This is a genomic window from Metapseudomonas phytobenefica (assembly GCF_043392685.1).
Lineage (GTDB): Bacteria > Pseudomonadota > Gammaproteobacteria > Pseudomonadales > Pseudomonadaceae > Metapseudomonas.
The window spans coordinates 93301-99819 of the sequence record NZ_JBHZGM010000021.1 but is presented as its reverse complement, the minus strand read 5'-3'; the positions used below and the strand labels follow the sequence as shown (position 1 = coordinate 99819).

Below are 6519 nucleotides of genomic sequence, written 5' to 3'. Positions count from 1 at the left end.
GGGCCGGAGTCGGAGGGTTGTTTCTGGATCACCGTCCAAGGCCCTCGAGACCAAGGACGGTGAAGATCTCCAAGTCCCGCTATCCGGTAGATCGCAAGGCTGCTCCTCTAAAGTGAACAGCATTACGGCCAAGCGCCGGGCTTTCTCATTCAACGTGGCGCGATTCAGTCGATGACCGCGCGGCCCTTGGGCTGCGCTTCGCCGCCGCCGAGGCTGTGCAGGGAGGCCAGGTAGCGCTGGCCCTTCTCGGCGTCGTACATGCCTTCCCACTTGGCGATCACCAGCACCGCCAGGGCGTTGCCGATCACGTTCAGGGCGGTGCGCGCCATGTCCATGATGCGGTCGACACCGGCGATGAAGGCCAGGCCTTCCAGCGGGATGCCGACGCTGCCCAGGGTGGCCAGCAGCACCACGAAGGACACGCCCGGAACCCCGGCGATGCCCTTGGAGGTGACCATCAGGGTCAGCACCAGCAGCAGCTGCTGGCCGATGGACAGGTCGATGCCGTAGAGCTGGGCGATGAAGATCGCAGCGATGCTCTGGTACAGGGTCGAACCATCGAGGTTGAAGGAGTAGCCGGTGGGCACCACGAAACTGCTGATGGCACGCGGCGCGCCGTAGGCTTCCATCTTCTCGATGATGCGCGGCAGCACGGTCTCGGAGCTGGCGGTGGAGTAGGCGAGGATCAGCTCGTCCTTGAAGATGCGCATCAGCCTGGTGATGGAGAAGCCGAACAGGCGGGCCACCAGGCCCAGCACCATGAAGGCGAAGAAGGCGATGGCGAAGTAGACCAGCACCACCAGCTTGGCCAGCGGCAGCAGGGAGGCGAAGCCGAAGTTGGCCACTGTCACGGCGATCAGTGCGAAAACACCGATGGGCGCGTAGGCCATGATCATGTGGGTGACCTTGAACATGGTTTCGGACACGCCCTGGAACACCTTCACCAGGGGCTCGCGGGTCTCGCCCGGCAGGCTGGACAGGCCAAGGCCGAACATCACCGAGAAGAAGATGATCGGCAGCATCTCGCCACGGGCCACGGCGGCGAAGATGTTGGAGGGGATCAGGTTCAGCAGGGTCGAGATCAGTGCATGGTCATGCTGCACTTCCTGGGCGGTCTGCTGATACCTGGAGATGTCCACCGTGCCCAGGGTGCTCATGTCGATGCCGGAGCCGGGCTGGAAGAAGTTGGCCAGCAGCAGGCCGACCACGATCGCCACCGTGGTGATGATCTCGAAGTAGAGGATGGTCTTCAGGCCGATGCGGCCGAGCTTCTTGGCGTCGCCCACGCCGGCGATGCCGACCACCAGCGAAGCGATGACGATCGGGATGACGATCATCTTGATCATGCGGATGAAGATATCGCCCGCCGGTTGCAGGACGTTGGCGATCCACCAGGCCTTTTCCGCGCTGAAGTGGTTGAGCAGGGCGCCAATGGCGATACCCAGCACCAGCCCAATGAGTATTTGCCACGCGAGGCTCAGTCTGGCCTTGGTCATAGTCGTCACCCTCTGATTTCTTGTGGAAGTCGGGAGCACGGCACCGTCCGGGATGGCCGGGCGGACCGCAAAAGGGGCGACATGATTCATAGGAGGCTAACGATCGTCTAATGCCGTAACCGCCTACCCTATGCCGAATCAGCATGACGAATAACAGATGGAACGGCGGTTCCAGAGGCTGCGAAATAGCAATTTCGACATGGGCAGGGCCCCGATGGGGCAGTAGAGGGTGGATTGATGAAGCGCGATCCACCCGGTTCTGAAGGCGATCCGGGTGCGCCATGCGCACCGGCGGTTTGACCTGGTGCGCACAGCGCACGGCCATCTGCTCGGGCTGGCAGTCAGCAAGGTTGCAGGGTGGATAACTGGAATGGCGCTTCCGCTGCCCACCGGGAGCTGGAGGACATCCAGCTCCCGGCAGCAGCTCTCCCGACCTGGCCCGCATGGCTGCGGAGGCACCCCATCTGCCCCTAGGTCACGCCGCTCCTGACGACGCGGAACAACCCGGCCCCCTGGTCCCTCGGCCCGTCAGCGGGCCTTGATCCCTATGGCCTTCAATGCCAGTTCGCGTCCGCCTTCATGGCTCGTCGAGCCAGCGGAAACTGGCATGTCGACTGGACGACTTACCGGACGGCAATGCATCCGGCACCTGCACATAGAGTCCCCCAACGTCGCCCTTGTTCCAGCGGCAGGCGACATGCGGCGCGGGCAGGGCGACCAGCGCCTTGCTCCGGCCTGCCATGCGACCGCCTCAGGGCGCTCGTCGGCCAATGATGAAGGACACCACGAACAACACCAGAAAGATGACGAAGAGGATCTTCGCGATGCCTGCGGCCGTCCCGGCGATGCCGCCAAATCCCAGCACGGCGGCAACGATGGCGATGACGAGGAAAGTAAGTGCCCAACTCAACATGGACTTCTCCTTCTGCTTTGGTGTTTTCAGCGCAGCGGCCGACGGCACGGCTGCGTCCTGGCGACCGGCACGGCGCAGGGCGTCGTGTCGAAGGGTGTTGCAAAGCCGTGGATGGCCCGGCGCAACCAGGCAAGGCCGCACAGCGAAGCGCTCATGACAACGGTAAGACTCCACATGGCGAGACTCCTTCTGCGAAATCAGAAGACCCAGCGCAGCTGGGTAGCGACTTCGCTCTGCACGGGCTGACTCACTTCGTGCAGCGGCCCGTCGGCCCGCACCGGTGCCGTGCTACTGCTCTGTTCCGCGGGGATCTGCGGCAGCGCAGGCCGGGCACCTTCGTGCAGGAGGTAGTCGGCGAACATGCCGAGCACTGCCAGAAGCCCGATCACCAGCACCATGAGCCACCTGGGCGAGTGCCACTGGAAACCTTTCATTCTCGAATCCTCCCCTTGGGCGGATGTTCGATCGACCTCGGGACCACGAGCGCGGCCCGTGCCACCCGGGGCTCCGAATACAGCTGAAGTTCACTCGCTTGCGCCGGCTTCCCTGTCAACTCCAGCGGACACTCCCGCCCGGCTCCGCGGACGGCTCGCCGCCTTTCAAAAGGCCCGGAACCTCCCTGTTCCAGGCGGAGTGCTCCTGCGGTGCGCAGAGGTCACAAGAGGTGGAAAGACCGACGCGCCTTCAGGTACCGGGAATATCGCAAGGCCTGTGCCAGTCGCTCGATTGGAAGAGTTTCCCTGTCAATCAGCGAGTTAGCGTCCAGCCCAGGCATTGCTGTGCTTGCATGCTGCAAGGCCTGCAGAAAAAGCACGTGCAACTTGCACGACGATTCTTGGACTAACTTTCTATGACGCGGAAATGGAGCGAGATCATGGAACAGGCAAGCGAGAACCAGGGACGAATTCTCTTGGTGGATGACGAAGCCGCCATCCTGCGCACTTTCCGTTACTGCCTCGAGGACGAGGGCTACAGCGTCGCCACGGCGGGCAGCGCGGCCCAGGCCGAGGCGATCCTGCAACGGCAGGTGTTCGACCTGTGCTTCCTCGACCTGCGCCTGGGCGAGGACAACGGCCTGGACGTACTGGCGCAGATGCGCGTGCAGGCGCCCTGGATGCGTGTGGTGATCGTCACCGCGCATTCGGCGGTGGATACGGCGGTGGACGCCATGCAGGCCGGTGCCGCCGATTACCTGGTCAAACCCTGCAGCCCGGACCAGCTGCGCATGGCGGCGGCCAAACAGCTGGAAATGTGCCAGCTCACCGCCCGCCTGGAAGTCCTGGAAGGCGAGATGCGCCGCGCGGGCGATGGCCTGGCGTCCGAGAGCCCGGCGATGATGACGGTGCTGGAAACCGCGCGACAGGTGGCCGGCACCGACGCCAACATCCTTCTCCTCGGCGAATCCGGCACCGGCAAGGGTGAGCTGGCCCGCGCCATCCACAGCTGGAGCAAGCGGGCGAAGAAGTCCTTCGTCACCGTCAACTGTCCTTCGCTCTCGGCCGACCTCATGGAAAGCGAGCTGTTCGGTCACAACCGTGGCGCCTTCACCGGGGCGAGTGAAAGCACCCTCGGCCGGGTCAGCCAGGCCGATGGCGGAACCCTGTTCCTCGATGAGATCGGCGACTTCCCCCTGAGCCTGCAGCCCAAGCTGCTGCGCTTCATCCAGGACAAGGAATACGAGCGTGTGGGCGACCCGGTGACCCGCCGTGCCGACGTGCGCATCCTCGCCGCCACCAACCTCGACCTGGAGGAAATGTCCCGCGATGGCCGCTTCCGCGAGGACCTGCTCTACCGCATCAATGTGATCGCCCTCAGCCTGCCGCCGCTGCGCGAGCGCCACGAAGACATCCTCGACCTCGCCGAACGCTTCCTGGCGCGCTTCGTCGGCGAATACGGGCGCCCCGCGCGCGCCTTCAGTGAAGAGGCGATCGCGGCGCTGCAGGGTTACCGCTGGCCGGGCAATGTGCGCGAGCTGCGCAACGTGATCGAGCGCGCCAGCATCATCTGCAACCAGGAGGTGGTGGACGTCAGCCACCTGGGCCTGGGCGACGCGCCCGCCGCCAACGCGCCGCGTGTGGGCGGACCGCTGAGCCTGGAGGAACTGGAGCGGGCGCATATCGCCGGGGTGCTGGCCAGCAGCGACACCCTGGACCAGGCCGCCCGCACCCTCGGCATCGACGCTTCCACCCTGTACCGCAAGCGCAAGCTCTACGGCCTCTGAACGAGGCAACGGCGATGCGACTGCGCACGCGGCTGTTCCTGAGCATCTCGGCGCTGATCACCGTCGCCCTCGTGGGCCTGCTACTGGGGCTGGTCAGCGTGACCCAGATCGCCGGCTCCCGGGAGCGGCTGATCAACCAGTCCTTCACCACCCTCGACCTCGGCCAGCGCATGCGCCAGCACCTGGGCGACCAGATGGTCAATCTGCTGGGCGAGGAAGTAGACGTCGCGGCCCTGCAGGACGCCCAGCAGAAGTTCATGGAGGCGCTGCAGGAAGGCCTGGATTCGACCGCCGACCCGCAGGCCCACGAGCAGTTCGAAAAGATTGCAGCCTCCTACCAGGTCTTCCTCGATGTTGTGCGCCAGCCTGCCGACCTGCGCACGAGCCTGCTGGACCAGCGCGAGACCGACCGCGCCCTGGAAGCCCTGCGCGGCGATCTGGCGGAGCTGCAACGTCATGCCCTGGCCATCGTCAGGACGGCGGAAACGGCGACCCGTGACCGCGCCCAGCTGATCGCCGGGCTGCTCGGACTGGTCAGCGTTGCCGTGCTGTTGATCGGTTTCATCACCGCCCAGGGCATCGCCCGCCGCTTCGGCGCCCCCATCGACGCCCTGGCCAAGGCGGCCGACCAGGTGGGGCGGGGAGATTTCCAGGTCACCCTGCCGTTGTCGCCGGTGAACGAGATGGCTGCGCTGATCCGCCGCTTCGGCCTGATGACCGAGGCCCTGCGCATGTTCAAGGAAACCAACGTGGAGAAATTGCTGGGCGAGCAGCAGCGCCTGAAGGCGGTGCTCGACAGCATCGATGACGGTTTGCTGATCCTCGATCGCCAGGGACGCATCCAGCACGCGAATCCGGTGGCCCTGCTGCAGTTGTCCTGGGAGGAGCCGCCGTACGGCCTCCTCCTGTCGAAGGCACTCGGCCGACCGGAACTGGACGAGCAGGCCCAGCGCGTACTGCGCGGCGACGCTCTGGAGAGCGAGCCCGAGGACCTGGTGGTCATGGTCGACGCCGAACAGCGCCTGCTGAGCTGGCGCATGGTCCCGGTGGCGCTGGAAGGTGGGCGCCTGCTCGGCGGCGTGATGGTGCTGCGCGACGTGACCGAGGAACGCGCCTTTGAGCGGGTACGCAAGGAGTTCGTGCTGCGTGCCTCCCACGAATTGCGGACGCCGGTGACCGGCATGCAGATGGCCTTCGGGCTGCTCAATGAGCGCCTGCGCTTCGACCCGGAAAGCCGCGAGGCCGACCTGCTGACCACGGTGGACGAAGAGATGCAGCGGCTGGTGCGGCTGATCAACGACCTGCTGGACTTCTCCCGCTACCAGAGCGGCGTGCAGGCCCTGGAGCGTACCCCTTGCGACCTGGAAGAGCTGCTCTGCGCCTTGCGCCAGCGCTTCAGCGCCCAGGCCGGCGAACGCGGCATCGAGATCGAGCTGGAACTGCACCCGCCGCTGCCGCAGGTGAAACTGGACCGCCTGCAGATCGAGCGGGCGCTGGACAACCTGATGGGCAATGCCATCCGTCACAGTCCGGACGGCGGACACATCCGCCTGGAGGCCCGGCGTCACGGCGAACGGGTGCTGGTCAGCGTGACGGACGACGGCGACGGCGTGCCTTTCAGCCAGCAGGCGCGGATCTTCGAACCCTTCGTGCAGGTCGGCCACCGCAAGGGCGGCGCCGGCCTGGGCCTGGCGCTGTTCAAGGAGATCGTGCAATTGCACGGCGGACGTGTCGGCCTCTATTCACGGCCGGGGCAGGGTGCGCAGTTCTATATGACCTTGCCGGTGTAGGGGCTGAAGTCCCTCACAGGCGCTGCTTTCATGCCGCTCGTCCCCCTGCGCAACGATTCCGCGCGGTGTCCGGGAGGACTACGGCGTTTTGGTCCGTTA

Annotated in this window: 6 protein-coding genes; 2 read left to right on the top strand and 4 right to left on the bottom strand. The window is 65.4% G+C overall.

The window, feature by feature from the left end; all coding sequences use genetic code 11:
* Nucleotides 1–164 precede the first annotated feature (164 nt).
* The 4 genes from gltP to ACFW0B_RS17400 form a co-directional block, all read right to left on the bottom strand.
* The gene (gltP, locus tag ACFW0B_RS17415; RefSeq protein ID WP_449150260.1) at nucleotides 165–1496 is read right to left on the bottom strand and encodes a glutamate/aspartate:proton symporter GltP; all 1332 of its coding nucleotides are present in this window, start codon (nucleotides 1494–1496) and stop codon (nucleotides 165–167) included.
* A 577-nt stretch (nucleotides 1497–2073) separates the two neighbouring features.
* Nucleotides 2074–2238: an Ivy family c-type lysozyme inhibitor gene (locus ACFW0B_RS17410; RefSeq protein ID WP_449150259.1), complete on the bottom strand. Its 165-nt coding sequence runs from the start codon at nucleotides 2236–2238 to the stop codon at nucleotides 2074–2076.
* A 9-nt stretch (nucleotides 2239–2247) separates the two neighbouring features.
* Nucleotides 2248–2409: a DUF1328 domain-containing protein gene (locus ACFW0B_RS17405; protein WP_151131149.1), complete on the bottom strand. Its 162-nt coding sequence runs from the start codon at nucleotides 2407–2409 to the stop codon at nucleotides 2248–2250.
* 197 nt (nucleotides 2410–2606) lie between these two features.
* Nucleotides 2607–2843, bottom strand: a complete 237-nt coding sequence (locus ACFW0B_RS17400; protein WP_449150258.1) for a hypothetical protein — start codon at nucleotides 2841–2843, stop codon at nucleotides 2607–2609.
* 440 nt (nucleotides 2844–3283) lie between these two features.
* Between ACFW0B_RS17400 and algB the strand changes: the two genes are divergently transcribed.
* A complete protein-coding gene (gene algB, locus ACFW0B_RS17395; protein WP_449150257.1) occupies nucleotides 3284–4630 on the top strand; it encodes a sigma-54-dependent response regulator transcription factor AlgB in 1347 nt (448 codons plus the stop codon).
* Between the two features lie 14 nt (nucleotides 4631–4644).
* Complete coding sequence (locus ACFW0B_RS17390) at nucleotides 4645–6420, top strand: KinB sensor domain-containing domain (protein ID WP_449150256.1); 1776 nt, start codon at nucleotides 4645–4647, stop codon at nucleotides 6418–6420.
* Nucleotides 6421–6519: the final 99 nt, after the last annotated feature.